The organism is Sulfitobacter sp. G5_S2_6_S6 (assembly GCF_054968505.1).
In genome coordinates this window covers 57,106-80,443 of the sequence record NZ_JBQKUI010000012.1, presented here as the reverse complement: position 1 = coordinate 80,443, position 23,338 = coordinate 57,106, and the positions used below count along the sequence as shown (strand labels likewise).

Here is a 23,338-nt window from a genome sequence, read left to right as displayed (position 1 = left end):
GGTCGCCACCGAAACCGGCATCACCGATCTGGCATGGGATGACTTTGACCCGATCGCACTGATGACGGCATCGCCCCAGTATCTGGTGGCGGGCAAATCCGACAACTACAGCAATTTCGAAGAATTCGTGACCTACGCCAAGGCACATCCCGGCGAGATCTCCATGGGCGTCACATTGGCCGGCGTCCCGCATCTGCACGCCGCGATGATCGAACAGGCCTTCGGGCTTGAGTTCAAATACGTCGGCTATGAGGGCACGGGCGAACGCGTGCGCGCGCTGGTCGGCGGCAACCTTGATGTGGCGATTGGCGACATCAGCTCCTCCAAACAATTCGTCGACAACGGCGATCTGACCTTCCTTGCCGTCGGCGCGACCGACCGGGTGGACGCCGCCCCCGATGTGCCGACCTTCAAAGAGCTGGGTCAGGATCTTGAGTTGAACGTGACCCGCGGCATCGTGATGCCCAAAGGGGCCCCGCAAGAGGTCCGCGACACGCTTGAAGCCGCGCTGCAAGAGATGGCCCAAGACCCCACCTATATCGAGCAGACCAACAACGCGGGTGCCGATGTCGGGTTCCGCGGCCAGGAAGACTACCGCGCCTATCTGAGCAAACTGGACGAGACAGTGAAATCGCTGTCGTCGGTTCTGGCCCCATGAACGGGCATGACCCCATGAAGGCACAGGAGGCGGGCTTGGTTGCCCGCCTCCTGAGCTATGTCTTCCTCCTGCTGGCCTCGATCGCATTGTTCATCTCGGCCAGCGGCATTGCGACCTCGCGTTTTGAAAAGCTTGGTGCCGGGGCTTTCCCCAAGATCATCTTTGGCGCGATGGCGATCGTATCAGCCATCGCGATCATCGACGCGCTGCGCCAGATCCCCCGCCACGCTTACGGTGATTTCGCCGCACAGGCCGTAGCATGGGCCAAACGTTGCTATCTGGTGTTTGTCTGCCTTGGCGCGCTCACCGCCTATCTGCTGGTCATTCCGGTGCTGGGGTTTTCCATCGCCAGCCTGATCTTCCTGTTCGTGCTTCAGGTGATCCTCATGCCACGCACGCCCAAGTCTATTGCCCTCGCCGCTGTGGTGGCTGTGGTTTTCTCCTTCGGGCTGAACTGGCTTTTTGCCGAAGTGTTCACCGTCTTCCTACCGCGCGGAGTGCTTTGAATGACTGATTTCATGACAGGGGCCGCGCAGATTTTCACGCTGGCGACGCTCGCCTATATGCTGGCCGGGTCCGTCGCGGGCATCGTTGCCGCGGCGATCCCCGGTTTCACCGTGACCATGGCGATTGTGCTGACCCTGCCGCTGACCTTCACGATGGAGCCTTTGCAAGGCATCGCCGTGATGCTCTCGGTCTATGTGGGCGGTTATACCGGCGGGCTGATCTCGGCGGCATTGTTGGGCATCCCCGGCACGCCATCGTCGGTCGCCACCACCTTTGACGCCTTCCCCATGGCGCGCAACGGCGAACCGGGGCGCGCGCTGTCCATCGGGGTCTGGGCGTCCTTCTTTGGCACCGTCATCTCGACCATCGTGCTGATCTTCGCCGCACCGCCGCTCGCGCTTTTCGCCGTGCGCCTTGGCCCGTGGGAGTATTTCTCGCTCATCGTCTTCGCCCTCACAATCGTCGCCAGCCTTGTCGGCACCTCTGCCATGCGCGGCATTCTGGCGGGGCTGATCGGGCTTGCAATCTCTACCGTGGGGACGGACCCGATCATGGGCCGCCCGCGCTTTGATTTCGGCATAGAGATGCTGCAGGCCGGCCTGCCGTTTCTGGTGGTGCTGATCGGGATCTTCGCCATCTCGCAGCTTGTGTCAGAGGTAGAGAATGCCGACAGTGTGCGGTCGGGCAATGCGCTGGTCACAGGGGCCATCGATTTCCAGACATGGACCGTGATGAAGGAAGTGTTGATGCGTCCCGTCAACCTGCTGCGGTCGTCCATCGTCGGCGTGCTGATCGGCGCCCTGCCCGGTGCGGGCGGGTCCATCGCCAACCTCGTCGCCTATGACCAGGCCAAGCGCGGGTCCAAGAACAGTGACAAATTCGGCACCGGTGAACCAGACGGCATTGTCGCCTCCGAGGCGGGCAACTCCGCCACCGCGGGCGGCGGACTGATCCCGCTTATCGGTCTGGGCATCCCCGGATCGGCTGTCGATGCGATCCTCATGGCGTCGCTGATGGTGCATGGCATCTCGGTCGGGCCACGGCTGATCATGGATCACGGTGACCTTGTCTATGGCATGTTCATCGCGATGGTGGTCGCGTCCTTCATGATGCTGATCGTGTCGATCTGCTCTATGCGGCTGTTCCTGCGGGTGACCGAAGTGCCCAAATGGCTGATCGTGCCGGTGGTGATGACCTGCTGCGTCGTGGGCACCTTTGCGCTGAACAACCGCGTGACCGACCTTTACCTGCTGATCTTTATCGGCATCACCGGCTACACGCTGCGCGCCCTTGGCTATGCGCTGGCACCTTTGGTGCTGGGGGTCATTCTGGGCCCGATCGCCGAAACCAACCTGCGGCGCGCGCTGATGACGGACGAAGACCCGACGCTGTTCTTCACCCGCCCCATCAGCCTGATTTTCCTGATTGCGGCTTTCGTGTCCATTGTCTGGGCCATCCGCAGTCACCTCAAAAACCGTACATCTACAGAAAGGCCATCCCATGCGCCTACGTCATGATCCCGTCTACCCGTCGCGCCGCTCGCCCATCCTGGCCGAGAATGTCGTCGCCACCTCGCAACCGCTGGCGACCCAAGCCGGTCTGTCCATCCTGCAACAAGGCGGCAACGCTGTGGATGCGGCCATCGCCACGGCGGCGGTGCTAACAATCGTCGAGCCCACGGGCTGCGGCCTTGGCTCTGACGCCTTCTGCATCCTGTGGGACGGCAAGCAGCTGCACGGGCTGAACGCCTCGGGCCGCGCGCCCGCCGCCTGGACGCCCGAATATTTCAAGAACGGCATCCCCGAACATGGCTGGGACGCCGTGACCGTCCCCGGTGCCGTCAGCGCCTGGGTTGAATTGTCTGAAAAATTCGGCAGCCTCGGCCTGTCGACCGTGCTGGCCCCCGCGATCCGCTATGCTGAAGACGGCTTTATCGTGTCGCCGGTCGTGGGCACGGCATGGGCCAAAGGGGCCGCGGTGCTCAAGGACCAGCCCGGCTTTGCCGAGACTTTCATGCCCGAAGGGCGCGCGCCCAAACCCGGCGAACGCTTCCGCAACCCCGGCGCCGCACGCACCCTGCGCGCCATTGCCGAAACCAAGGGCCGCGCTTTCTACGAGGGCGAGATCGCGCAAGAGATCGCGGCCTTCGCCAAGGCCAATGGCGGCGCGATGACAGCCGACGATCTGGCAGCGCATCACAACGATTGGTGCGGCACCATCAGCCAAAGCTTTGACGACTTGGAATTGCATGAGATCCCGCCAAACGGTCAGGGCATCGCCGCGCTGATGGCGCTTGGCATGTTGCAGCACACCGACATCCGCGATCACGGCCCCGACGATCTGGCCGCCGTGCATTTGCAGATCGAGGCGATCAAGCTCGCCTATGCCGATCTGCACGCCTATGTCGCCGATCGCGATCACATGACCGATGTGGACGAAGCGGCCCTGCTTGACCCCGATTACCTTAAATCCCGTGCCGCCTTGATTGATGCCAACAAGGCGCAGGACTTTGGCGCGGGGGCCCCGAAACAGGGCGGCACCGTGCTGCTGAACGTCGGTGATGCCTCGGGCATGATGGTCAGCTTTATCCAGTCGAACTACGCGGGCTTCGGCTCTGGCGTGGTGGTGCCGGGCACGGGTGTGTCCATGCAGAACCGCGGCTTTGGCTTCACGACACAGGACGGCCACCCCAACCAGGTCGCACCCGGCAAACGCCCCTTCCACACGATCATTCCGGGCTTCGCCATGAAGAACGGCGTGCCGCTGATGGCCTTTGGCATGATGGGCGGGCCTATTCAGGCACAGGGCCACATGCAGCTCTTGCTGCGCACGCAGTTGTGGGACCAAGACCCCCAGACCGCGGCCGATGCCCCCCGCTGGCGCGCGATCGAGGGGTTGGCCGTCGCCTGCGAACCGTCGATGCCTGCCGATCTGCTCGACGGGCTCAAGGCGCTTGGCCATGCGATCCAGATCGAGGCACCGGACAACGCCTTTGGCTTCGGCGGCGCGCAACTGGTGCAACGCAACGCGGCAGGCGGCTACGCCGCGGGCTCTGATCCGCGCAAGGACGGGCAAGCCGCAGGCTTCTGATCCCGCGCCACATGGGCGAGCGGAGGGTCACGCCCCCGCTCGCCCTTTACGGGCCGGCAGCGCCCCTATATCGATCTTTCGACAACGCAGGCATTCCCATGAACTACATCAAACGCATCGGCATCGACGCCTATATGATCTTGCTGCTGGCCACCGTGATCGCGGGCATTGTGCTGCCTGCCACAGGTGTCGCCGCCGAAGGCCTGCGCGGGGTGACCTTCTGGGCCGTCTCGTTGCTGTTCTTTCTGTATGGGGCCAAGCTGGACCCAAGTGCGGTCAAGGCTGGCATCACAAACTGGCGCCTGCAGGGGATGACCTTTGGCGCGACCTATGTGCTGTTTCCGCTGATTGGCCTGCTGCTGGCGACGCTGTGCAGCCCGATCCTCGGGGCGACGGTGACTATGGGGCTGCTGTTCTTGTCGGTGCTGCCCTCGACCGTGCAATCCTCTATCGCCTTCACCTCGATTGCGGGCGGCAATGTGCCTGCGGCGATCTGCGCGGCCTCCGTCTCTAACCTCATCGGGGTCATTCTGACGCCGGTGCTGGTGACCTTGCTGCTGCATCAGGGCGACGGCGGCGTCAGTATGGATGCCATCGGCAAAATCGGCGTGCAGATCTTGCTGCCTTTCATCGTCGGGCAGGTAATGCGTCCGCTGGTGGGCGGGTTTGTGCAACGCCACAAGCTGCTGACCATGATCGTGGACCGCGGGTCGATCATGCTGATCATCTACTCCGCCTTCAGCGCGGGCACAGTCTCGGGCCTGTGGTCCGCTATTCCCGTCACCACGCTGATGCTGCTCTTTGCCGTGGTCTGGCTGTTTCTGGCCGTGGGCATGTGGTCGATGATCGCCCTTGGCAAGGCTGCGGGGATGCCCGACGCGGATCGCGCGGTGCTGTTCTACTGCGGGTCCACCAAAAGCCTTGCCAGCGGGTTGCCCATTGCCACGGCGCTTTTTGCGCCCGATCTGGTCGGTGCCATCGTTTTGCCGCTGATGATCTACCATATCTCGCAGCTTCTGGTCTGCGCCTTCGTCTCGCAGCGCGCGTCGCGTCGGGCCGCTGCGGCACCTGCCTAAAGTTACCCATGGGTATCCTTTTTGCCGATCACCCCCGCGCCCGCGCGCGGGTCTCTGCCTGTCGGGGCACCACGGCCTAAGCCACAGCAGAAACACGCAATTTTCCGCCGAAATTTGGCGGGGTCGCGGCGTGCATCGATAGGGGATACGCGTTACGAAAACGCGAAAAGGCAGCAGGCTGCCCACCCGACAAGAAGGACCCTATCGATGGCAGATAAAACAAAACGAAGCTGGTTTGGCCGTACTGTACTGGCCGCGGTGATGCCCGTGGCCGCGCAGGCCCAGACCGTGCAGGACGGCATGGCCGCGTTCGAGCAAGGCGATTATACCCACGCGCTGGAACTGCTGCTACCGCTGGCCGAACAGGGCGACGCCGAGGCGCAATGTCAGGTCGGCCGACTGTACTATCGCGGCGGCGATGGTGTGCCGCAAAGCTTTGATGATTCCGTCGCATGGGCGAAGAAGTCTGCCGAGCAGAACAACCCCTGCGGGTTGAACTCTCTGGGCGTGTCCTACCGCTTTGGGCAAGGCGTCGACCCCGACGCGAAAACCGCGTTCGACTATTTCACCCGCGCTGCGGCTCAAGGGTTTGACAAGGCGCAGTTCAGTCTGGGCAACATGCATGAACTGGGCGAAGGCACAGCGCAAAGCGATGCAGAGGCCCGCGCCTGGTATCGCAAAGCGGCAGAGCAAGGCAATGCTATGGGCCAGTACCGCTTGGGCATCCTGTTGCTGGAAGGTCGCGGCGGCGAGGCGGCCCCCGAAGAAGCACAGCAGCTTTTGCGTGCCTCGGCGGAGCAGGGTCTGGCTGACGCGCAATATTCGCTGGGGTGGATGGCCAATCACGGTGTCGGGGTAAAGCAGGACCACGGCCAGGCGCTTGAATGGTATCGGCTCGCGGCAGAACAAGGCTATGCCCCCGCGCAGATCAATCTGGGCAATCTCTATGCCGAGGGGCTTGGCACCTCGCAAGATGACGAGAAAGCCGTCGGCTGGTACTATGAGGCAGCGCGCAATGGCGTCCCCGCTGCGCAGGTCAACATGGGTAAGCACTATGCGCTTGGACGCGGTGTGCAGCAGGACTTTGACGAGGCGATGGTCTGGTATCAGCAAGCTGCGGAATACGGCGAACCCGTTGCCTATCTGAACGTAGGATTGCTGTATGAAAACGGTCAGGGCCGCCCCGCCGATCCGGCAGAGGCCGCGCGCTGGTACCGTGCCGCCGCCGAACGCGGAGAACCCAGATCCCTTGCCAAGCTCGCACATTTCTATGCCGAAGGGATCAGCGTCACACCGGACCCCGTGACCGCATGGGCGTTGCAGGATACCGCCATGGCCTATGACCGCGACGGCGCGCTGGACGCGCCCGAAGAACGGCTGATGCAAATGGGCCAGCAGTTGGCACCCCAGCAAAAAGGTGAGGCAAAGGCGCTGGCACAAAGCTGGCAGAACGGGGAAGAGCTGGTCTTGCCTTAGCGATTTAGCCAAAGCTGTGACCACGGCCCATATGGACAAAATGTCCATTTTGCCTATATTGTGCGGTGACGCTACAGGAGAGCCCCATGACACGTGTCACCGCCACCGAATTCAAGAACAACATCGGCGCATTCAGCGATGCGGCGATGAGCGAGCCTGTCATCATCACCAGCCACCAACGTGACCGTCTGGTGCTGTTGTCAGCGGATGAATACCGTCGCCTGACCGCCCTGACCGAAGGGGTGACCGCGCAGGATAAGGACCGCGTGGCGCGCGGGCTTGAACGGCATCGCAGCACGATACTGGAACTCGCCAAACGATGACGGAGCCCCGCTGGGTCACCCGCGAACTTGTTGAATACATGCATGATTGCGTTCTGGAGCTGGCGGGCGGCGCGCGCGGGTTGCGCGATGGTGACCTACTGGAATCCGCACTGGCCCGCCCGATGAACCTATATGCCTTTGGCGAAACGTCGCTTTTTGAATTGGCCGCCTGCTATGCCGAAGCCATCGCCCGCAACCACGCCTTTGTCGATGGCAACAAGCGCACGGCCTTCTTTGTCGCCAGCGATTTTCTGGACCAGAACGGATACGAGCTGCAAGCCGCTGTGGATCAGGAACACGCCGATATGATGGTGGAACTGGCCCAAGGCAAAATGACCCGCGCCGACGCTGCCGCACATTTACGCAACCACAGCATCAAGACCTCTGCGACCTGACGTTTCGCGTTGGCGCGTAACTTTAGATAGAATTAGTCATTGTTTCCCTGCTAGAAACACCGGTGTGATAAACGCCACCCGTGGGCCGGCAAGGAGACGACAATGAATACACAGAATATGCCTGCGCCCGATGGGGCGACACCGGCGCACCCGATCCCTGTCGAGGCGGATCTGGCCAAGGCCGATGTCGGGTTGATCGACTTTGCCAAAAAAGCGGGGAAGAACATCTTTTCGGTGATCCCCGATGCGACGCGCACGCAAAGCTATCTGAAAGGGCCGGCCAAGATCCATTATGTCTGTGACCCCGATATGGTGACCGAACTGCTGGCCGGTGTCGGGCGTCGCTTTCCCAAGGCGGAGTTTACACATAACGTCATCGGCCCCGTTGTCGGCAACGGCATGATCCTGTCGGAAGGCGAGAAATGGCGCGCGCAACGGCATCGCTATGCCCCGCTTTTTGCCGCGCGCAACCTGCCCGTGCTGACCCGACATTTTGCCCAGACCGGCGACGAGCTGGCGGATTTCTTTGCACGCACGGCGGGCGAAGTCGATGTATCGGATGCGGCGCAAGAGGCGACGCTCACCAATATCTCGCGGGTGATGTTCTCGGGGAACGAGGCTGTGTCCAAGCAGGATGTCCGTCAGGGGATGCGACGGTTCACCGACTATATCAGCTATATGTCGCTGTTCGATCTGATGGGGCTGCCGAAGTGGGTGCCCCGTCTGAAATGGCTGCGCAGCAAGAAAGCGATCCGTGATCTACGGCAGTTGACCCATGACGTGATCGCCAACCGCCGCGCGCAGCGCCATGCAGAGGCGGTCGATTTTCTTGACCTGCTGATCGAGGCGCTTGAGACGGATAAGGAAGATGTCGAAACGACGGTCGATAACCTGCTGACCTTTGTCGCGGCGGGCTATGAAACCTCGGCCAATACAATCGCTTGGGGGCTTTATCTGCTGGCGATGCACCCCGAGGTACAGACCGATCTGCGCGCCGAGGTGATGGAGGCCTGCGGTGGCGGGCCCATCGGCTTTCACGATCTGCCCAAGATGCCCAAACTGCACGCACATGTGCGTGAAACCCTGCGGATGTACCCCGCAGGTGCCTTGTTCGCCCGTGATGCGACGGATGAGGTGACGATCAAGGATGTGACGTTTAAGAAGGGCGACGTGATCATGTTCCCGGTCTATGCGCTGCACCGGAACGAGCTGCTGTGGGACAATGCGGCGCTGTATCAGCACGACCGGTTTCTGGACCGTAAGTACCCGCGCGGACAGTATATTCCCTTTGGGGACGGGCCGCGCATCTGCATCGGGGCGCAATATGCCGAGACAGAGATTATGGTGCTGCTGGCCTCGGCGCTACGGCGGGCGTCTTTTGAACTGACGGACCACCCTGTCGCGCCACCGAACCTGACCTTTACCATGCGGCCCGATGGCCCGCTGATGTTGCGGGCCGTGCCGGTAGATCAGGCGGCGGTGGAATAGCTTTCGGGTTTGGCCGCCTTGGCCGCATCCGCTGCCTTGAGCACGACACAGAAGGTGGTGCCCACGCCGAGCTTGCTTTTATAGGCGATGCTGCCGCCGTGGGCATCCACGATACGTTTCGAGATCGACAAGCCAAGACCCGTGCCCTGGAACTTGCGTTGATCGCTTGAATCGATCTGGCCGAATTCCTCGAAGATGACGCTTTCACTGCCTTCGGGAATCCCGATGCCCTGATCCGCGACCGAAATCACGAGGTTCTCGTCCTCGCGTTTGAGGCCCACACGGATGGTGCCCCCCGCCTCGGAGAATTTGGCGGCATTGGACAGCAGGTTCACGATCACCTGATCGAGCCGTTTCTTGTCGCCGCGCACGATGGGCTGGTCTGCGGCAACGTTGATCTCTACCGCGACGCCAAAGCGGCTGGCATAGGGCTGGAACGAATGGGCGGCCGTGTTCACGACCTCGGCCAGATCCACGTTACCCAGATCAAGCGAGAATTTCCCCACATCCGCTGATTGCAAAAGCAGCAAATCCCCGACCAGATCCCCCAGACGGTTCGAGTTGCGCGTCGCGATATCGAGCAGCCGCGACATTTTGTCCGGCACCTCGCCCGCTGACCCTGCATTGATCAGGTCAAGCGCACCGCGGATAGACGTGAGCGGCGTGCGCAATTCATGGCTAACGGTGGACAGGAAACGGGTCTTGGCCTCGCTTGCGGCGAGGGCATTCTTGTTCTCTGTCTGAAGCGCGAGGCGGTTCTTCATCAGCGCGGAATACCCTTTGATGAAGGTCCGGGCGAGTTCGAACACGAAGCCCAGAACAAACAGCGCGGTAAAGAGGTTCAGCCAGATTTCAGAGTCCAGCGAGGGGCGCGCCACGACGACATCGCGGATCGGGATATAGAGGATCGCCCCGATGTAGATCGCCAGCCGAAACCCCAGCACATACAAAAACTGGTGGTTGTTCATCGCCGCGAAGATAGAGGCGGAAATCAACAGGAAAAGCGGCAGAAAGTGGCTGTTTCCAACGCCCTGCTGGATCGCGATCGAGATGCAGAACATCGCAATCGTCGTCGCACTGAGCGCCGTGGTCATGTAGATATGGAACAGCGATTTGCGGATCTTGAGGGTCTTGGACCGGGTGTTGCGCAGGATGTAGCGCAGCACGACGATGTCATAGATTTCGCATAAGGCGATCGCGAAAAAGAAAAACAGCGCGACCCTCAGTTCATAGTAATAGCCTGCCAAAGCAATAGCTGCGGTATAGATGATCGCCCGCTGGCCAAACGCCCGGCTGCCCACAAGCGCATAATCCCGCAGCCGGCTTAGAACCGGGCGGGCCTGAGGCAAATTAACATTGTCAATTGCTTCCATGTTGCGCTTCCTCCGTCAGCCTGGCGCGGAATTGAGCGCCAAACGAATCTGCTGATATTTCACTACGATACACCTCAACTATTGGTGGAAAATTTGTTGCGATCATGGCAGAACCGTGGCTGTATGCATTTTGTTAACTTTTTCGTTACTTGAGCGGAGCTTTAGGCAGAGAACAATGGGTATCCAGAACGCAAAATCGCACCAGCGTGCAGAGACGATCCAGTTGGAGCCTTCGGTTCAGGCCGCTCTTCAGACACGACCCGTTGAAAGTGATGTCCCTTCATACGCGACACGGCTGGAAGAGACAGTGGTGCATATCGGCAACCAGTATCGGTATGGCCAACTCTATTCAGATTTTCTGAAAGCACGCAAATCAGTTTTTATCGATCAAAAGGAATGGGATCTGCCCCATACCGAAGGGATGGAGTTTGACCAGTACGACACCCCCCAAAGCCGGTCTGTCGTGATCCATGAATACGGCCGGGTGCTGGCGGGCGTGCGGTTGCTGCCGACCACGGCGCAATGCGGCTGTTATACCTATATGCTGAAAGACGCGCAGCGCGGTATGTTGCCGGATATCCCTGAATATGTGCTTTACGAAGACGCGCCGGTGATGCCCCATGTCTGGGAAGCCACGCGGCTGTTTTTATCAAAAAACGAGCCCGCGCACCGGCGGCTGGCGATCCAGACCAAGCTGATCTGGGGCATGGCGCGTGCCGCGACTGAACAAGGGGCGACCCATGTGATCGGGATCGTGCCTGCCGTGTTCCAACGCTGGATGAACCGTCTGGGGATGAGCGCGCTGCCCTTGGGCCCCAAGCTGAACATCAGCGGCGACAATACGCAGGCCGCGATCATGCATGTGGCGAATTACGCCGACCCGACCCCGTCTGACGCGCGGTAAGCGACCAGAATGGTATCGACCGCACGGGTGACATGCTGGTCGATATCCTTGTAGGGGCGCGTCGTCAGCCCCAGTTGCGCACGGACCATGCCAAAGCCCTTGAGCAATGAAATAAGGTCTTCGGCGACATCACGCGGGTCGAAATCGTCGCGCAGGTCGCCGCTTTCCTGCCCTTGCACCAGCAGACCGCAAACGGCGGCGCAAACCGCCTCGAAGGCGGCGGTATAGAAGGTGCGACCGATCTGCGGGTAGTCGCGGGCGACCTCGTGGATCAGACAGGTAAATTCGACCGAGTCCTGCTCCCCCAGAAAGCTCAGAAATTTCCGCCCGAACGACATCAGCGCGGTGCGCAAATCGGGATGGTCTGAGATATCTCCCAACACCTCGGCGCGAAAAACCTCTGCCTCGGCCTCGAGCACATTTTGCAGGATCTCCGACATATTGTCGAAATGGCGATAGATCGTCGCCTTGGACACAGAAGCCTCGCGCGCCAAAAGGTCCGTCGTGACTTTTTCAAAGCCTTTGACGAAGAACAGGGCGCGCGCTGTCGACAGTATTCGCGATTTTGATGCGTTTTCATTCATATTGCAGAACTAGGACGTGTATGGGTGAAATAAAAGTGCTGAACGGTACCAAGGGGGGTTGAACTGTACGTCACTGCGCGTAAGTACCGCCCAGTACTCGAAAGGCCTTTGACATGAAGCAGCTGATTTCCGTTCTTTTATGCGCCACCCTTGCGACGCCTCTTGTTGCACAGGACGCAGATGACCTGACCCCCTCGGGCACGCCCGCGCCGATCAGGTCGGTCAAATTGATAGAGGCGGGCGGTGCCGCGTCGCAGGTGCAGCGGGTCTTTTTCGGCAAGATTGCAGCGCTGGAAACAGTGGACCTGTCGTTCGAGGTCGGCGGCCGCATGGTGATGTTCGACGCCCAAGAAGGGCAGTTCCTGCAAGAAGGCGTGCAGATCGCGGCGCTGGACCCGGTGCCGTTTGAACGCGCGGTACAACGTGCCGAGGTGCAGTTGACTCAAGCCGAACGGGATTTCGAACGCTCGCAAACGCTGGCCAAAAGCAATGCCGTGTCCACCGCACAGGCACAGGACACGGAAACCGCCCGCGATCTGGCGCGGATCGCGTTGAGCGAGGCCCGCGAGGCGCTGGACCACGCGACGCTGATCGCCCCGTTTCGCGCCTTGGTCGCCTCGCGTCTGACACCGAATTATGCCAATGTCTCTCCGGGTCAGGCCATTGTGCGACTGCATGACATGTCGGAAGTGCGGGTCGAGATCGACGTTCCCGAGCAGATGTTCCAGATGTATTCAAACACGGCTGACGTCGAATTTACCGGCACGTCGCCGCTATTTGCCGGTGGTGTGCCGCTTGAATTGCGCGAGTTCAACGCCGAAACGCAAAGCATCGGGCAAAGCTACCGCGTGACGCTGGCGCTCCCCTCTGATCGGGTCACACCGAAACTGATCCCCGGCGCATCGATGAGCGTCACCGCGCGGATCGCGGCAGGTGACGACACTGCAACGACCCTGCCCCCTTCTGCCGTGGTCATGGCGGACGATCAGGCGCGGGTCATGGTCTATACCCCTGACGAGACCGGCGAACAGGGTCAGGTCAGCTGGGTCAACGTCGACGTGTCCTCCAATACCGGCACAGATATCATCGCCACGGGGCTTGAGCCGGGCACCCTGGTTGTCGGCGCTGGCACACAGCTGCTGCGCGAGGGCGACACCGTGCGCCCCTTCAACGGGTTGAGCATCGAGTAAACTATGAAAATCGCACGTTTCTCCATTGAAAATCCGCTTTATACGTGGATTTTCATCCTCTTCGCCCTGTTTGGGGGTGTGTTTGGCTACCTGTCGGTCGGCAAGCTGGAAGACCCGAGCTTTACCTTGAAATCCGCCATCGTCGCCACCGCCTATCCCGGTGCCAGCGCGGCAGAGGTGGCGACCGAAATCTCTGAGGTGCTAGAGGCTGAAATCCAGCAGATGGACGAGGTCAAGACCGTCACCTCGCGCAATACCCACGGGCTGTCGGTCATCGAAGTCGAGATGCAGGATGAATACGACGGGACTGAGCTGCCACAGGTCTGGGATGATCTGCGGGATCGTGTGTCTGACGCGGCAAGCTCACTGCCCTCGGGGGCCTATCCGTCACAGGTGAACGACGACTTTGGCGATGTTTTCGGTATCCTATATGCCGTCTCCGCCCCCGGCTTTTCGGATTCCGAGATCTGGGAGATCGCGACCTTTATCCGGCGTGACCTGCTGACGGTCGACGGCGTTGCCAATGTCGATATCGACGGGCTGCCGGAAGAGGCGATTTTTGTCGAACCGTCGTCGCAAAAGATGTCACAGCTTGGCATTGATCCCAGCGTGATCATCGGCGCGATCAGTGAATCCACAGCGATCAACCCCACCGGCTTTGTCGAAACTGGCGATACCAACCTGCGGATCGACGGTCCTTCGGGCGATGATAGTGTAGGTGACATCAGCGCCTTGACCTTCGGCTTTCAGGGCGAGGTGCTGAATCTGCTGGACGTGGCAACCGTGTCGCGGGGCCGTGTGGACGCCCCCGACCACCTTTTGCGTCAAGACGGGCAAGAGGTCTTCACCCTTGGCGTTTCGGGACTGGAATCGGAAAATATCGTCGAGGTCGGCAAACGCGTCGAAGCGCAGCTTGAGACCTTGCAGACCTTCCTTCCCGTCGGGGTCGAGATCACCCCAATCTACGAACAACACCGCGTCGTGGACGAAGCCAACAACAGCTTCCTTTTGTCTCTTGCCATGTCCGTGGGCGTGGTGATCGGGGTGCTCGCGCTGTTCATGGGGGTCCGCGCTTCGGTTGTTGTCGGCGTATCGCTTTTGCTGACCGTGCTGGCCACGTTCTTCTTCATGTATCTGTTCGGCGTCAAAGTTGAACGGATCAGCCTTGGGGCCTTGATCATCGCGATGGGGATGCTGGTGGATAACGCCATCGTCATCGCCGAGGGTATGCAACAGGAAATGCGCAAGGGGCGGCCCTCGGTCGCCGCCGCGGATACAGCGGCGCAGAATACGCAGATCCCCCTGCTGGGTGCCACGGTCATCGGGATCATGGCTTTTGCCGGGATCGGCCTGTCGCCTGACGCCACGGGCGAATTCATGTTCTCGCTTTTTGCGGTGATCGGGATTTCGCTTTTGATGTCGTGGATCGTTGCGGTGACTGTGACGCCTTTGCTGGGGCATTATATGCTGAAGATCGGCGGGCTGGCGGATGACGACAGCGGGTATAACGGCCCGATTTTCCGCAGCTATGGCAACCTTGTCCGGCTGGTGCTGCGGTTCCGCTGGCTGGTGTTTGCCGGCCTGATCGGCACCACAGTGGCCTGTGTGATGATCTTTGGTCAGGTCAAACAGCAGTTCTTCCCTGCGTCCAACACGCCGCTGTTCTACTTTGAATATAAGGCGGAGCAGGGCAGCTCTATCCAGTCGACCTCCCGCGATCTTGCGGTGATCGAGGATTGGCTGCTCGCGCGCGACGACGTTGACACTGTGACGACGACCATCGGTGCCGGCCTGACGCGCTATGTTCTGACCTACACACCCGGAGACAGCGACCCTTCGATCGGGCAGCTGGTGGTGCGCGCCACCTCGGCTGACGCAATCCCCGCCCTGCGCGCCGAGCTTGACCAGTTCGCGATCAACGCGCTGCCTTGGGCAGAGGTGCAGACCAAGCGGATCATTTTCGGCCCCGGTGGCGGGTCGGATATCGAGGCGCGTTTTTCAGGGCCAGACCCCGAAGTGCTGCGCGATCTGGCCGATCAGGCAGAGGATATCCTGCGTGACGCAACCCCGCTGCTGCATACCGAACATGTCGATTGGCGCGAGAAAGTGCTTGTGACCCGCCCTGTCTATGCCGAGGATCGTGCGCAGGCCGTGGGCATCGGGCGCAGCGATGTGGCGGATGCGATTGCCCTGTCGACCAATGGGATCACGGCGGGCACCTACCGCGAACGGGACCGGCTGATCGACATCATCGTGCGAGTGCCGCGTGCGGAATCCGCGAGCAACGGGCAGTTGCCCGACCAGATCGTCTATTCCGCCGCGCTTGGGGACTACCTGCCGCTGAGCCAGGTGATCGACGGGTTCAAGGTCACCGCCGAAAACGCGGTGATCGAACGGCGCAACCGCGTGCAGACGATCACGGTACAGGCCAACGTCATCGAAGGCGTCACCCCGCCCACCGTCTTCCCGCAGATCCGCCCGCTGATCGAAGAGATCGAGCTGCCGGTCGGCTATACCCTTGAATGGGGCGGAGAGTTCGAGAACGCGGGCGACGCGCAGGCTTCGCTTGGCAAGCAGATGCCGCTGAGTTTCGGGACCATGTTGCTGATCACCATCCTGCTGTTCGGCAAACTGCGCCAGACCGCGGTGATCTGGACCATCGTGCCCATGGCGATCAACGGGGCGGCACTGGGGCTGTTGTTCTCGGGGTTGGCGTTCAGCTTTACCGCGCTGCTGGGGCTGCTGTCGCTGTCGGGTATGTTGATCAAGAACGCCATTGTTCTGGTCGAAGAGATCGACGTGCAGAAAGAAAACGGCCTGAACCAGCATGACGCCATTGTCACCGCCAGTGTCAGCCGTTTGCGCCCTGTGGTTCTGGCGGCGGTCACAACGATCCTCGGGATGGTGCCGCTGCTCGCCGATTCGTTCTTTGCCGCGATGGCGGTGACGATTATGGGCGGTTTGGGCTTTGCCTCTGTTCTGACGCTGATCGGTGTGCCCGCGCTATATCACACCTATCTCGCGAAAGAGCGCCGCGCGGATGCGGCGGCCAAACCGGCCTAAGAAAACGGATTATGCCGTGGTGCCATGCACCACGGCATGCGCCAAAGCACGGGCCAGCGCGTCGCGCTCCCCCTCAGATTGATCGGGACGGATACGGTACCAGTCAACCAGCCCGTTCAATGCCCCCATCAACGCACGGCTGGCGATTTCGATGTTGGGCACGTCCAACTCCCCCTGCGCCACACCCGCGCGCAGCACCTCGCGGTAGAGGTTTTCATAGTCGTTGCGCAGGGTAATCAGCTCGCGCAGCACGGCGCGCTCTGCTTCGGTGGTGGAGCCGCGCAAATAGACCTCTACGCCCAAGCGGATACTGCGCTGATAGGGCAGTGTATCCATCATCACCCGCGCATGGGCATGGGCCATCAATTCAAGCTTACTGATGCTGGAAGTATCCAATGATATCAGAGGGGTAACCGCGTCAAAACAATATTGCATCGCCTGTCGGTACACCGCGAAATAGATCGCGTTCTTGGACCGGAAATGGTGGTACACCCGCCCCTTGGTCGCGCCCAGAACATCGGCGATATCGTCCATCGTCGCCTTGTCGAGCCCCTTGAGCATAAAGCACTGCGCAGCCGCCTCGATGATCTCGCGGCGGCTGTCTTGCTTGGGCGCGGCCCCCTCGGCGGCCTCCGTCAGCGTGTCGTCATCGATGTGTTCGTCCATTCGGTTCAGCCTTTGACAGCGGGTGCGCAGTAAAGAACGGGGGTTTTGCCCGTGTGGCGTGAATACTGAGCCGAAAAAAACGGTTGTGACAAGCCGTTGCGTCAGCGGACCCCCCGTAATTATCCGTTAGCGCACTTACATCACCGACAGCTATTGACACCTGCGCGCCCTGTTACGAGAGTAACATACTACTCGGAATGTTGGGCCGGGAAATCACAGGTTCAACACATCAGACCGTGGGAATGGACGGTGTACCGAGTACCGAAAATCAAGGGGCAACCACGCGTTTTGCGCGGTTGTTTGACCCGAAATATATGTTTGGGAGGACATACATGACTTATAAATCATCCGTCGCAGTCACCGCATTGGTCGCTGCTGTTGCCATCGCCGGTCAGGCCAGCGCGAAAGAGCGTCTGAACTTTGCCTACGGCTATCCGAATAACTCTGCCATCGGTCTGGCCGTTGACGCCTATGCCGAAGCCGTGGCCGAACGCTCTGACGGTGAAGTCGACGTAACCGGTTTCGCGATGTCGCTGCTGAGCCTGCCTGAAACCTCGCCCGGTGTGCGCGACGGTCTGGCGGATGTCGGCTTTGTGCTGCCGCCCTACTATCCGGCGGAATATTCGACCAACCTCTTCCTGCACGAGATGAACCTGCTGGTGAACCTTGTGGAAGAACCCACAGGTAAAGAGCCGCTGGCCTTCACCGGCGCGATGGTCGAATACACCTTCACCAAATGCCCCGAGTGTCTGGAAGAATATAGCGCACAAAATCAGGTCTATACCGGTGGCGGCGTGACCCCGCTGTACAACCTGTTGTGCAAGGACGTCAAAGTCACCTCCGTCGAAGATCTGAACGGTCTGCGTCTGCGTGCCGGTGGTGCCGGTTTCGTGCGCTTCGCCGAAGCTTTCGGCGCCCAAGGCGTGCGTCTGCCCGTTTCCGAAGCCTATGAAGCGCTGGATCAAGGCATCATCGACTGCGCCATGCTGTCCGCGCCCGAGCTGACAAACTACAACCTGCACGAGGTCGTCACCGACATCACGCTGGCCGTACCGGGCGGTGTTTTTGCGGGCGTTTCCTCGGCGAATGTGAATGCGGACCGCTGGAAGGGCATGGACGACGCATCGCGCGAAGCCCTGCTGTGGGGTGGCAGCCAGATGACGGCGCATACCACATGGAATTTCTACACTGACGATGCCGCGGCGATCGAACATGCGCGTGGGGCCGGGATCAACATCCACGAGCCCGACGCAGAGCTGCTGGCAGCGGTCAAAGAATTCAGCCGTCAGGACCTCAAGACCGTTTCCGCCCTGTTCAAAGACACTTACGACGTTGCGCGGGCCGATGAAATCGCCGCCGATTTCGAGCCGCTGTTGGCCAAGTGGAACGATCTGGTGGTCGACGTGGACAGCGCTGACGCGTTGAACCAAGTGATCTGGGATCAGGTGATTTCCAAAGTGGACCCAGCGACTTACGCGCAGTAAGCCGCCCATCCGCTGATCACAACGGGGTGCCGCGCCGATGCGCGTGGCCCCCCGACGGCCCCTTTTTGCAAACGGATACTCCGATGAAACTTATCGCGTCAGTGATCTCTGCGGTGATCACGTTGACCGCTTCGCTGGCTGGTATCATTGTTCTGATGCTGGTTGCCCATGTCACCATCGACGTGGTCATGCGCTTTGCGTTCGATACGCCGCTGAACTCTACTATTCTTTACGTCTCGGCCTTTTATATGGTCGCGATCGCCTTTCTGCCTCTCGCCGCGGTGGAGCAAAACGACAGCCACATCGCGGTTGAACTGCTGGTCGAAAGGTTTCCCACCAAAGTACAAAGCTTTCTCGCGGGGCTGGCCTTGCTGCTGACCTGCATCGTGACCGCCACCGTCGCGATCCGCACCGGAGACGAGGCTTTGGCGAAATTTATCGGCGGCTCCTATTCGATCGAGGCAGGCGGCAAGGTGACCACATGGCCCACCTATCTGGCGTTGCCCTTGGGCTTTGGCCTGATGTCGATCGTCGCCGCGTGGAAATTCATCTGTCACCTTACCGGCCGCCCCCACGGGTTGAACGCCTTGCAGGTTGAAGACCCCTATCTAGCCGGCGGAGACGCACAATGACCGAGTTACAAATCGCAGGCATCTTTATCGCGATCCTGCTGGCGATGATCCTGATGCGTATCCCGATTGGCATCTCGCTGATCGCCGTGTCCTTTGGCGGGCTTTGGTCCATGTTCAACTGGAACATCGCCTGGGGGAGCCTCGGGATCGTGCCCTATAGCTTTGCCAATTCATGGGTGCTGAGCTCTATCCCCGCCTTCCTGTTCATGGGGTTCATCTGTTATCACACAAGGCTGACGCAGGGGCTGTTCAACGCCGCACAGATCTGGCTGTCGAGCCTGCCGGGCGGCCTTGCGATTGCGTCAGTCTTTGGCTGCGCGGGTTTTGCCGCTGTGACCGGATCCTCGGTCGCCTGCTCTGCGGCGATGGGTAAAATCGCGGTGCCTGAAATGGTGCGTCACAGGTACAGCCCCGAACTGGCGACGGGCACCGTTGCCGCGGCGGGGACCATTGGGGCCCTGATCCCGCCATCGATCCTGATGATCCTTTACGGCATCATCTCGCGTCAGTCGGTCAGTGCCCTGTTCCTGGGTGGTCTGGTGGTCGGGGTGATCACGCTGGTCGCCTATATCGTGCTAATCCTCGTGCGGGTGAAGATGAACCCTGATCTCGCACCTCCGGTCCAGATCAGCGCGACGCGCGCGGAGAAGATCAAGGCATTGGGTCAGACATGGCCGGTGCTGCTGATCGTGATCGGTGTGTTCGCGGGTCTGTTTGGCGGGGCGTTCACCCCGACCGAAGCGGGTGCCATCGGGGCCATGCTGTCGACCATTGTCGCCCTGCTGTACCGTACGCTGACGTTCAAGGCGCTGCGCATGGCGATCACCGAAACGCTGACCACCACCGCCGCTTTGCTGATCATCGCCGTGGGGGCCAGCCTGCTGACACGCTTTCTGGCGCTGTCGGGGATCGGGGACGCGCTGTCCGATGCGATCCTGGGCTTTGGTGCCGCGCCGCTGTTGATTATGATCGGCATCGTTTGCGTCTATCTCGCGCTTGGCATGATGCTGGAGCCCGTCGGTGCGATGCTGCTGACCTTGCCTATCGTTCTGCCCATCGTCGAAGAGACGGGCTATAGCCTGCTGTGGTTCGGTGTGGTGCTGGTCAAACTGCTCGAGATCGGGATGATCACGCCGCCCATGGGGATGAACGTCTTTGTGATCAAAGGCGTGGTCGGCAATACCGCGTCGCTGTCCACGATCTTCAAGGGCGTGTTCTGGTTCGTCATCGTTGATCTGTTGATCGTGGCAGCGTTGATCGCCGTGCCCGATATCGTGATGTTCCTGCCCGATTGGGTCGGCCGCTAAGACATCGCCTCCGGCGCGGAGATTTCCGCGCCGGAGGCCTTCACAGCGTGATGGCCTGCCCGTGAGGCGTCCGCGCCGCCGCTTCGTGCCATGCGTCTTTACATGCCGCCAGTTCGCCCGCCGTTGTCAGCTGCTTTTGCGCCACGATCTTTTCCAGCGCGGTCAGCCAGTGCTGGTAGTAGTCACGCTCTGTCCCTGAATGCACCTCTGCGGTCAGCGCCTGCGCCCATTCGGCCCATGTGAAGGCCCCCGATTGATGCAGGGACACCGCAATCGCAAAGGCCTGCGCCTGCCACGGCGCGTCAAACACCGGTTCGTCATCCGACAGCGCAATATCGGGCAATAGCGAAAGATCGGGCAGGGTCATGATATGGTCCTCAGATAGGGTTCCCACAGATCAAGGGTCACGCTGTCATCCGCGCGCGCCTGATCACCCCAAAGCGTGCGCGCCGAGAAGGCCACCTGATACAGCCATTGCGGATCCTCGCCCTGCCCTTGCGCATTGCTATCGGGAAAGATGTGAAACCCGTGCACCTTGGTGATCGTCCCGATCTTGTCGCGGGCATAGCGTGCCATGCGGGTGTGGGTTGTGGGGTGGTTGTTGATCGTTCTGATCTGATCCCCGACGGCAAAGGCCGGGGTCCCTGTTGCGGGCCGATCCGCCGGACCACCGGCCGCCAACATGGCGTCGACATCTTCGGCAGCAAGCTTGCGTTTGATCGGCGCGGCGGGGGTCAGCGGCACCGATTGCGCGATCTCTGCCTCGGTGAGCATCCCCTTTTCCACCATCAACCGCTTGGCCGCTTTCAGCCAGATCGCGTAATAGGGCGTGCGGGTATAATCGCCCGGATGCATATCTTCGCGCGCGGATCGCGCAGCATCGATATTCCACTGCCCGCAGGCCCCAAGCGCCACCACGATACCAAGCGCGCGGGCCTCCCAGGGGGCGTGAAACAGCGGTTCGTCCTCTTCTTGCACCACGGGGCCAAAGCCCATCATCCCGCCAAGGTCCGCGCCGCCGTTCATGATGCCACCTGCGGCGCGCGCGCCAGCCCTGTCCCGATCATCGCATTGCGGGTCACCAGATCGGCCAACTGTTCCATCGAATAGCCTTCGGTTCCTGCGGGGCGCTGCGGGATCACAAGATAGCGGATCTCGGCGGTTGAATCATGCACCTCGACCCGCGTTGCCGGATCAAGGGTCACGCCAAACTCCGCCAGCACCCCACGCGGATCAATCACCGCCCGCGACCGGAAGGGAGGCGATTTATACCACGTCGGCGGCAGCCCCAGCACCGACCACGGGTAGCAAGAGCACAGCGTGCAGACGACCAGATGATGCACCTCGTCCGAGTTGAACACCGCTTCGATATGCTCGCCCTGACGGGAATGATACCCAAGCGAATGGATCGCTGCAGAGGAATCGCGCCTTAGCCATGCCTCGAATTCCGGCTCTACCCATGATTTCGCCACCACATGCGCGCCGTTGCGTGGGCCGATCTTGGTCTCGTAGGTCTGGATGATACGGTCCACCGCCGCGCTGTCGATATAGCCCTTAGCGCTCAGCAGGCTTTCCAGCGCCCTCACCCGCGCCTCGGTTTCTGTCAGATGTGAATGATCGCCGTCGTGATCATGCCCGTGGGATGTCATCGTTCCGCCCCCTTCGCCCTGCGTGTTGATGCAACGATAGGAGGGAACGCCGCGATTGGAAACCACCATATGTGTGGGCGGCCCACCGTGACTTCCGTGACGTCAACATACCTTACTTATCCCCCCGTCCTGACACGAAGCGACCGCAGGAATGCCTAATTTGTTAACCAAGTTGACCCAAAGCCAAGGAGCCCCGCATGAGAACCTATCCGATCCCCTTTAACGAAGAAGCCCGCCTGCGCGCCGTTTTTGATATTCCGGGACTGACCGCACAAAACGAAGCGTTGTTTGACACGATATGCGAGGCGGCGCGCACCCTGCTCGACTGCCCGATTGCGCATATCAGCGTGGTCGAAGAGGACAGCCAGTGGTATAAATCCGTTGTTGGCATGCATCTGGACCCGATGCCCAAGGACACCGGTTTTTGTGCGCACACCATTATGTCCGATGCGCCGATGATCGTGCCCGACCTCAGCAAGGACGCCCGCTTTGAACGGCACCCGATGGTCGCCAAGGGCGGGCCGGAGGCGCGCTATTACGCGGGTGTGCCGCTTATCCTCTCCTCCGGTCACCGCTTTGGAAGCCTGTGTGCGCTGGACCTGAAGCCCCATGAATACCCTTCGGAAAAGCAGATTGCCCTGCTCACCGATCTGGGTCGTATCGTCGTTGCAGCACTAGAGCGGAGCCAACCCGAAGCCCCCGAGGTGCAGCAGGATAAAACCGCGCAATCAGCCTTCCTGACCTTGGTCGGGCACGAGTTGCGCACGCCGTTGACCGTGCTTTTCGGCAGTCTCAAGCTGTTGGAGGCGACAGCAAGCACCGGTACTAACCCCACGCTGATCCATTCGGCCCGTCGGTCGGTGGATCACCTGACGAAACTGATTGAAACGATCCTGTCCTATAGTAACGCCAGCACCGGCGAGCTGCGGTTGAACGAACAAAACTGCGACCTTGGCGCGATCCTGAGCGCGGTTGCAGGGTTGCAGTTCCCCACCACGGATGTGGCAGCCAAAACGGTCACGCTCCGTGATACTGTGATGCTGGATACGCTGCATGTGGACGCCGAGCAGATCGAGCTTGCCGTCACGGCCTTGGTGTTGAATGCCGTGATGCACGGCGGGACCGACATCAGCCTAGAGACGTTTCAGGACATGGACGGGAATATCGAGATTTCGGTGCGAGACAACGGCAATTTCGACGAACATGTCGAACTGGCGGAACTTTATAAACCCTTTGTCGTGGGCGGGTCGCTGGACCACCGCGCGACCAAGGGCGGCCTGGGTCTGGGGCTGCCCCTGACCCGCAAGCTGGTCGAGATGCACGGCGGCGATTTCGAGGTCCACGCAGAAGCGGATCACAGCCGCGCCGTCATCCGCCTGCCCGCGTGGCGGTGCAAGACCGCGATGATTCAGGCCGCCAAGATGGCACCCGCCACTGTCCCTGATGCGCGACAGAAGCTTATCTAGGAGGCGC

22 protein-coding genes are annotated in these 23,338 nt (G+C 60.7%); 16 read left to right on the top strand and 6 right to left on the bottom strand.

The features are described from left to right. The 9 genes from ACTRWK_RS16000 to ACTRWK_RS15960 all read left to right on the top strand — a co-directional run. Positions 1-658 (top strand): tripartite tricarboxylate transporter substrate binding protein (locus ACTRWK_RS16000; protein ID WP_462844050.1); only part of this gene is annotated, 658 nt, incomplete at its 5' end. Positions 659-693: 35 nt separating this feature from the next. Further along, a complete protein-coding gene (locus ACTRWK_RS15995) occupies positions 694-1,164 on the top strand; it encodes a tripartite tricarboxylate transporter TctB family protein (RefSeq protein WP_240790874.1) in 471 nt (156 codons plus the stop codon). Beyond that, positions 1,165-2,682, top strand: a complete 1,518-nt coding sequence (locus ACTRWK_RS15990) for a tripartite tricarboxylate transporter permease (RefSeq protein WP_064215692.1) — start codon at positions 1,165-1,167, stop codon at positions 2,680-2,682. Then, the gene (locus ACTRWK_RS15985; RefSeq protein ID WP_037941425.1) at positions 2,666-4,255 is read left to right on the top strand and encodes a gamma-glutamyltransferase family protein; all 1,590 of its coding nucleotides are present in this window, start codon (positions 2,666-2,668) and stop codon (positions 4,253-4,255) included. Before ACTRWK_RS15990 ends, ACTRWK_RS15985 begins: the two co-directional genes overlap by 17 nt. 98 nt (positions 4,256-4,353) lie before the next feature. Further along, the gene (locus ACTRWK_RS15980; protein WP_037941423.1) at positions 4,354-5,331 is read left to right on the top strand and encodes a bile acid:sodium symporter family protein; all 978 of its coding nucleotides are present in this window, start codon (positions 4,354-4,356) and stop codon (positions 5,329-5,331) included. Between the two features lie 207 nt (positions 5,332-5,538). After that, entirely contained in the window at positions 5,539-6,807 is a 1,269-nt protein-coding gene (locus ACTRWK_RS15975) for a tetratricopeptide repeat protein (RefSeq protein WP_132998058.1), read from the top strand. An 86-nt stretch (positions 6,808-6,893) separates the two neighbouring features. Next, a complete protein-coding gene (locus ACTRWK_RS15970) occupies positions 6,894-7,130 on the top strand; it encodes a type II toxin-antitoxin system Phd/YefM family antitoxin (RefSeq protein ID WP_005848692.1) in 237 nt (78 codons plus the stop codon). Continuing rightward, positions 7,127-7,525 carry a type II toxin-antitoxin system death-on-curing family toxin gene (locus ACTRWK_RS15965; RefSeq protein ID WP_037941421.1) on the top strand — a complete coding sequence of 133 codons (399 nt, stop codon included), beginning with the start codon at positions 7,127-7,129 and terminating at the stop codon, positions 7,523-7,525. Before ACTRWK_RS15970 ends, ACTRWK_RS15965 begins: the two co-directional genes overlap by 4 nt. 102 nt (positions 7,526-7,627) lie before the next feature. After that, entirely contained in the window at positions 7,628-9,013 is a 1,386-nt protein-coding gene (locus ACTRWK_RS15960) for a cytochrome P450 (protein WP_037941419.1), read from the top strand. Here the strand turns inward: ACTRWK_RS15960 and ACTRWK_RS15955 are convergent. Beyond that, positions 8,995-10,386, bottom strand: coding sequence for a sensor histidine kinase (locus ACTRWK_RS15955; RefSeq protein WP_037941417.1), 1,392 nt, complete (start codon positions 10,384-10,386; stop codon positions 8,995-8,997). The two genes, ACTRWK_RS15960 and ACTRWK_RS15955, sit on opposite strands and share 19 nt — an antisense overlap. A gap of 175 nt (positions 10,387-10,561) precedes the next feature. On the opposite strand from ACTRWK_RS15955, the gene ACTRWK_RS15950 reads away from it, so the two are divergent. Next, positions 10,562-11,290, top strand: a complete 729-nt coding sequence (locus ACTRWK_RS15950) for an acyl-homoserine-lactone synthase (RefSeq protein ID WP_462844049.1) — start codon at positions 10,562-10,564, stop codon at positions 11,288-11,290. On the opposite strand, the gene ACTRWK_RS15945 is transcribed toward ACTRWK_RS15950, so the two are convergent. Continuing rightward, positions 11,257-11,874, bottom strand: coding sequence for a TetR/AcrR family transcriptional regulator (locus tag ACTRWK_RS15945; protein WP_037941415.1), 618 nt, complete (start codon positions 11,872-11,874; stop codon positions 11,257-11,259). The two genes, ACTRWK_RS15950 and ACTRWK_RS15945, sit on opposite strands and share 34 nt — an antisense overlap. Before the next feature lie 113 nt (positions 11,875-11,987). Between ACTRWK_RS15945 and ACTRWK_RS15940 the strand changes: the two genes are divergently transcribed. Further along, a complete protein-coding gene (locus ACTRWK_RS15940) occupies positions 11,988-13,064 on the top strand; it encodes an efflux RND transporter periplasmic adaptor subunit (RefSeq protein ID WP_037941413.1) in 1,077 nt (358 codons plus the stop codon). Positions 13,065-13,067: 3 nt separating this feature from the next. Then, positions 13,068-16,127 (top strand): efflux RND transporter permease subunit, encoded by a 3,060-nt coding sequence (locus ACTRWK_RS15935; protein ID WP_289081662.1) that lies wholly within the window; start codon positions 13,068-13,070, stop codon positions 16,125-16,127. 9 nt (positions 16,128-16,136) lie between these two features. Here the strand turns inward: ACTRWK_RS15935 and ACTRWK_RS15930 are convergent, their stop codons facing one another. Further along, a complete protein-coding gene (locus ACTRWK_RS15930) occupies positions 16,137-16,793 on the bottom strand; it encodes a TetR/AcrR family transcriptional regulator (protein ID WP_289081661.1) in 657 nt (218 codons plus the stop codon). A 332-nt stretch (positions 16,794-17,125) separates the two neighbouring features. Here ACTRWK_RS15930 and ACTRWK_RS15925 point away from each other — a divergent pair, with 332 nt between their 5' ends. From ACTRWK_RS15925 to ACTRWK_RS15915, 3 genes are all read left to right on the top strand, one after another. Continuing rightward, positions 17,126-18,277 carry a C4-dicarboxylate TRAP transporter substrate-binding protein gene (locus ACTRWK_RS15925; protein ID WP_037953440.1) on the top strand — a complete coding sequence of 384 codons (1,152 nt, stop codon included), beginning with the start codon at positions 17,126-17,128 and terminating at the stop codon, positions 18,275-18,277. A gap of 83 nt (positions 18,278-18,360) precedes the next feature. Beyond that, complete coding sequence (locus ACTRWK_RS15920) at positions 18,361-18,909, top strand: TRAP transporter small permease (protein ID WP_009824216.1); 549 nt, start codon at positions 18,361-18,363, stop codon at positions 18,907-18,909. Continuing rightward, positions 18,906-20,216 carry a TRAP transporter large permease gene (locus ACTRWK_RS15915; protein WP_005848709.1) on the top strand — a complete coding sequence of 437 codons (1,311 nt, stop codon included), beginning with the start codon at positions 18,906-18,908 and terminating at the stop codon, positions 20,214-20,216. The genes ACTRWK_RS15920 and ACTRWK_RS15915 overlap by 4 nt, the downstream gene beginning before the upstream one ends. A gap of 40 nt (positions 20,217-20,256) precedes the next feature. Here ACTRWK_RS15915 and ACTRWK_RS15910 read toward each other — a convergent pair whose 3' ends face one another. The 3 genes from ACTRWK_RS15910 to nthA are packed head-to-tail and all read right to left on the bottom strand — an operon-like array spanning position 20,257 to position 21,865. Next, positions 20,257-20,583: a nitrile hydratase accessory protein gene (locus tag ACTRWK_RS15910; protein ID WP_184584047.1), complete on the bottom strand. Its 327-nt coding sequence runs from the start codon at positions 20,581-20,583 to the stop codon at positions 20,257-20,259. Beyond that, on the bottom strand, positions 20,580-21,242 hold the full coding sequence (gene nthB, locus ACTRWK_RS15905; RefSeq protein WP_289081660.1) for a nitrile hydratase subunit beta: 663 nt from the start codon (positions 21,240-21,242) through the stop codon (positions 20,580-20,582). The genes ACTRWK_RS15910 and nthB overlap by 4 nt, the downstream gene beginning before the upstream one ends. Continuing rightward, the gene (gene nthA / locus ACTRWK_RS15900) at positions 21,239-21,865 is read right to left on the bottom strand and encodes a nitrile hydratase subunit alpha (RefSeq protein ID WP_037953442.1); all 627 of its coding nucleotides are present in this window, start codon (positions 21,863-21,865) and stop codon (positions 21,239-21,241) included. The genes nthB and nthA overlap by 4 nt, the downstream gene beginning before the upstream one ends. Before the next feature lie 197 nt (positions 21,866-22,062). On the opposite strand from nthA, the gene ACTRWK_RS15895 reads away from it, so the two are divergent. Beyond that, positions 22,063-23,331: a GAF domain-containing sensor histidine kinase gene (locus ACTRWK_RS15895; RefSeq protein WP_289081659.1), complete on the top strand. Its 1,269-nt coding sequence runs from the start codon at positions 22,063-22,065 to the stop codon at positions 23,329-23,331. The last annotated feature ends 7 nt before the right edge of the window (positions 23,332-23,338 follow it).

What these genes read in the sequence shown, in the direction of transcription:
- ACTRWK_RS15990 (WP_064215692.1), top strand. Translation starts at nt 1,165, where the DNA reads ATGACTGATTTCATGACAGGGGCCGCGCAGATTTTCACGCTGGCGACG.
- ACTRWK_RS15985 (WP_037941425.1), top strand. Translation starts at nt 2,666, where the DNA reads ATGCGCCTACGTCATGATCCCGTCTACCCGTCGCGCCGCTCGCCCATC.
- ACTRWK_RS15980 (WP_037941423.1), top strand. Translation starts at nt 4,354, where the DNA reads ATGAACTACATCAAACGCATCGGCATCGACGCCTATATGATCTTGCTG.
- ACTRWK_RS15975 (WP_132998058.1), top strand. Translation starts at nt 5,539, where the DNA reads ATGGCAGATAAAACAAAACGAAGCTGGTTTGGCCGTACTGTACTGGCC.
- ACTRWK_RS15970 (WP_005848692.1), top strand. Translation starts at nt 6,894, where the DNA reads ATGACACGTGTCACCGCCACCGAATTCAAGAACAACATCGGCGCATTC.
- ACTRWK_RS15965 (WP_037941421.1), top strand. Translation starts at nt 7,127, where the DNA reads ATGACGGAGCCCCGCTGGGTCACCCGCGAACTTGTTGAATACATGCAT.
- ACTRWK_RS15960 (WP_037941419.1), top strand. Translation starts at nt 7,628, where the DNA reads ATGAATACACAGAATATGCCTGCGCCCGATGGGGCGACACCGGCGCAC.
- ACTRWK_RS15955 (WP_037941417.1), bottom strand. Translation starts at nt 10,386, where the DNA reads ATGGAAGCAATTGACAATGTTAATTTGCCTCAGGCCCGCCCGGTTCTA.
- ACTRWK_RS15950 (WP_462844049.1), top strand. Translation starts at nt 10,562, where the DNA reads ATGGGTATCCAGAACGCAAAATCGCACCAGCGTGCAGAGACGATCCAG.
- ACTRWK_RS15945 (WP_037941415.1), bottom strand. Translation starts at nt 11,874, where the DNA reads ATGAATGAAAACGCATCAAAATCGCGAATACTGTCGACAGCGCGCGCC.
- ACTRWK_RS15940 (WP_037941413.1), top strand. Translation starts at nt 11,988, where the DNA reads ATGAAGCAGCTGATTTCCGTTCTTTTATGCGCCACCCTTGCGACGCCT.
- ACTRWK_RS15935 (WP_289081662.1), top strand. Translation starts at nt 13,068, where the DNA reads ATGAAAATCGCACGTTTCTCCATTGAAAATCCGCTTTATACGTGGATT.
- ACTRWK_RS15930 (WP_289081661.1), bottom strand. Translation starts at nt 16,793, where the DNA reads ATGGACGAACACATCGATGACGACACGCTGACGGAGGCCGCCGAGGGG.
- ACTRWK_RS15925 (WP_037953440.1), top strand. Translation starts at nt 17,126, where the DNA reads ATGACTTATAAATCATCCGTCGCAGTCACCGCATTGGTCGCTGCTGTT.
- ACTRWK_RS15920 (WP_009824216.1), top strand. Translation starts at nt 18,361, where the DNA reads ATGAAACTTATCGCGTCAGTGATCTCTGCGGTGATCACGTTGACCGCT.
- ACTRWK_RS15915 (WP_005848709.1), top strand. Translation starts at nt 18,906, where the DNA reads ATGACCGAGTTACAAATCGCAGGCATCTTTATCGCGATCCTGCTGGCG.
- ACTRWK_RS15910 (WP_184584047.1), bottom strand. Translation starts at nt 20,583, where the DNA reads ATGACCCTGCCCGATCTTTCGCTATTGCCCGATATTGCGCTGTCGGAT.
- nthB (WP_289081660.1), bottom strand. Translation starts at nt 21,242, where the DNA reads ATGAACGGCGGCGCGGACCTTGGCGGGATGATGGGCTTTGGCCCCGTG.
- nthA (WP_037953442.1), bottom strand. Translation starts at nt 21,865, where the DNA reads ATGACATCCCACGGGCATGATCACGACGGCGATCATTCACATCTGACA.
- ACTRWK_RS15895 (WP_289081659.1), top strand. Translation starts at nt 22,063, where the DNA reads ATGAGAACCTATCCGATCCCCTTTAACGAAGAAGCCCGCCTGCGCGCC.